Genomic DNA, 3,012 nt, shown 5'->3' on the forward strand with positions numbered 1-3,012 from the left:
GTCATCCGCAAGCTGCGGAACCGGATGGCGCACCACGAGCCCGTCTTCACACGAGACCTCCGACGCGACGTCGGCCGGATGTATGAACTCGTCGACCTCCGGTCAGCCCCGACGGGTGCATGGGTCCGCGCCCTCACCGACGATCTGCTCCCACTCATCGCAGCGATGCCGGCAGTCATCAACTGGCCCCGCTGATCACCGGGGACCGGCCCGGCACCCGGTGCCAGTGCCAGGCCATCACTGCGTTTGGACCGTCCTTCCACCCCCTGGCCGACGCCGGTCGGGCAAAGGTCCCCGAGTAGCGTCCTCACCGTGGCGTACCCGACTCGGCCCGTGCTCGACGTCCTCCCGCAGTTCCGTGGCGACGTGAAGAACGGCTACAACGTGTTCCAGCGGGACAGATTCGACCGGTTCGTCGCGGAGCAGTACGCCGCCGGCCGGTCGCTGCGCGAGATCGGTGAGCTGACGGGGCGCACACAGACGGCGGTGCGAGGGAGCCTTGACCGTACGGGCACGCCGCGGCGGGGGCGTGGTGCGCAGCCTGTGGGGGAGCGGTCGTGAGCGATTCCGTGACGCCGACGGAGCTGGCCGCGGAGATCGGAGTCTCGCGGTCGGCGGTGTACGCGTGGACGTAATTGCAAGCATCAACTACTTCCACGTTTCCGCTGTGTCAAGCGGTTTAAGAACAGGCGGCTTTTCCGTCGCGCCAAGAAGAAGCCGAATCCGGCGGGGTCGCATGTGCAGTTCGTTTGAAAGCTCGCGCATCGTGAGACCATTATCGCAAGCGACGTCAAACGCCCGACGCAATAGGAGGGGCACCTCGCCAGGGTATCCCTGCACAGGTTCAGGGCTAAAAAGGTCTAGCTTTCGCAGGGAGTTGAGTCGAACAAAGGCGCGCCTGTATGTCGCCTCAGATACTGAACCAACCTCTCTACACCGGTAGAGCAGGGACTCAACGGAAACGCCCCAAGCCGACCCCAGTGCCCCCAAGGCTCGCAGGTCCATCCGTGACGGGAGTTCCGGTAGGATCGACTCTTTTGGGGTCAGAAACTCTGCCGCAAAGATGTCCGCCTCGCGCTCCTGGGCGAGGTCCCCGGGAACGACCTCGGCATGCAGAAGCAGGTGACCGAGTTCGTGCGCAGCAGTGAACCGATGGCGATACACATCGTTAGCACGGTCGGGGGTGAGTACAATTACCGGGCGCGGTAGTTGGCTGGTTGAGAAGGCGTCGACCGTGGGGTTGGCACCACCGGCGAAGGGGGCCAGCGTTGTGATGATGCCGTGGTTCTCCAGCGTCCGGACCACCCGCGGAATTGGCCCCAGTCCAAGCCCCCATTGGCGGCGGATCGCTCTGGCAGCCTCCCGTGGGTCGCTCGGGAAGTTCTCATGCATTACCTCTCCGGCGGAGAATCCTGGAAGCTCGACGGGCGGCAGCTGCACCCGCTTCTCGAGCGCGTACGTGAGCTCCCAGACTTGCTCCGTAAAGGCGATCGCGCGCGAGCGCTCACGCGCAGATGTCGAGCGCAGGCTCCGAAAGTGGGCTGAGGTTGGCTCCAGGCGGGCGTACGGCCGCCCCGCGGCGAGATAAGTGACCGGGACGTCTAGAAGCGCCGCGAGTGCCTCGAGATGGTTCGGCCGTGGAGACGTTGCCCCTGTCTCCCACTGGCCCACAGCCGCCGGCGAGACGCGGAGGCTGGACGCTACCGCTCTCTTTGTGAGTCCCGACAGGTGCCGAGCCTGAATCAGGCGCGACGGGTCGAAGGCATCAGCAATGAGCCGCAGGTCAGGTGATCGTCCATCATCTTCGTCACCGACCACGCGAAGGTGTGAGGCCATTAGCCGCCAACCGTCTCGTTCTCGCCGTCCTCACCGGGCGTGAGGGCGCTCTCGCTCATAGGCGCTTCCTCAGTAGAACGGCGCGGGGTCACAGTAAACTCGTCGTCGCTGGGCAGCTGGTCGAAGCGGCTGGCGGGCTCCGAGTCGGCGACGTGTGGCGCGGTGAGCGCGACGGGACGTCGTGCACCTACCGTCGGAGACAGGCGCTCCCAGTGATGCCACGCGACAGCCCCGGACTCCACGTCCTCCAGTTCGGCATCTCCCCACCCCAACTCGATGATCCCGTTGCGCGGGTTGCTTGCGAACGCGACCGTCACGATCGCCCCAAGCTCGGTGAGCTGAGTGAAGGCAGCTTCCTCCTCTTCGAGGGCCGCCTGGATCTCGACGGCGTCGCCCGCCATCTCGTCGAGCGTCGGCTGGATGTGACCGCTGTTGGCACTCAGCGAGAAGAACGCCTGACGCAGATCGGAGACAGGCCGGCGCAGCGTGGCATCCTGACGCCGCACCGAAGCATCCGCCCCAAAACGCCAGGGGACGAGGGCCACGGCAGTCTCCTCGATGACCACATAGGAGAACCTGCTGCGCACTCCGCCAGGCTTTCGCGCGACAACGCCGGGGATGCTTGAGGTGGCCCGGACCAGGCAGTCGTGCATCGCGACCATCATGGTCACGCCATAGGCGTCATTTGTTGCAAGTCCGCCAGCATCGTGAGCGGCCTCGGCCTGCTCGTGGGCGTTGACGATCGCTGCCGGAACAGCGTCGAGCAGCTCCGCCGCCGCCGAACCAAACCGACGTGCGGCCCAAGGGCTCACCTGAGACTGCGCGACGTTCATCTGTCCTCCGTGGAAGTCCCCGTCCTTGCCTTCTTCCGGCATGGACCGCACGAGTGCTTGCTCTTCGATGTCGAGCGTACCATCCTGCCTTGCTTTATTCACGCTACATGCGCATCGCATGTCGGCGGTCCTCGTCGCGGGGGTGTGGTCATGACGGTGGGCGGCGAGTAGCCTCAACGCCATGACCGAGCTCGTCCCGGCCGGGATGCCCGAGGGCACCGTGGTCCTCCACCAGGATCTACAGCGTTTCGAGCAGCTGCTGCTAGCGCAGCTCGCTGCCGCGGGACTACCGACAGAGAACGTCCTGGTCGAGCTGGAAGAGCGTGAGCACGCACTCCAGAGT

The 3,012-nt window shown here is 65.4% G+C and carries 3 protein-coding genes and 1 pseudogene; 2 read left to right on the forward strand and 2 right to left on the reverse strand.

Features of this window, described 5'->3' with window-relative positions:
- Together ACFCZN_RS21125 and ACFCZN_RS21130 are read left to right on the forward strand one after the other, a co-directional pair.
- Positions 1-195, forward strand: a pseudogene (locus ACFCZN_RS21125) (hypothetical protein); the annotation flags it as partial.
- 117 nt (positions 196-312) lie between these two features.
- Positions 313-561 carry a helix-turn-helix domain-containing protein gene (locus tag ACFCZN_RS21130; protein WP_430558066.1) on the forward strand — a complete coding sequence of 83 codons (249 nt, stop codon included), beginning with the start codon at positions 313-315 and terminating at the stop codon, positions 559-561.
- A gap of 87 nt (positions 562-648) precedes the next feature.
- Here the strand turns inward: ACFCZN_RS21130 and ACFCZN_RS21135 are convergent, their stop codons facing one another.
- Together ACFCZN_RS21135 and ACFCZN_RS21140 are read right to left on the reverse strand one after the other, a co-directional pair.
- A complete protein-coding gene (locus ACFCZN_RS21135; protein ID WP_430558067.1) occupies positions 649-1,836 on the reverse strand; it encodes a helix-turn-helix domain-containing protein in 1,188 nt (395 codons plus the stop codon).
- Positions 1,836-2,771 carry a hypothetical protein gene (locus ACFCZN_RS21140; protein WP_430558068.1) on the reverse strand — a complete coding sequence of 312 codons (936 nt, stop codon included), beginning with the start codon at positions 2,769-2,771 and terminating at the stop codon, positions 1,836-1,838. Before ACFCZN_RS21140 ends, ACFCZN_RS21135 begins: the two co-directional genes overlap by 1 nt.
- Between the last annotated feature and the right edge of the window lie 241 nt (positions 2,772-3,012).

It is taken from the genome of Isoptericola sp. NPDC056134 (assembly GCF_042264825.1).
Classification (GTDB): Bacteria; Actinomycetota; Actinomycetes; order Actinomycetales; family Cellulomonadaceae; genus Isoptericola; species Isoptericola nanjingensis.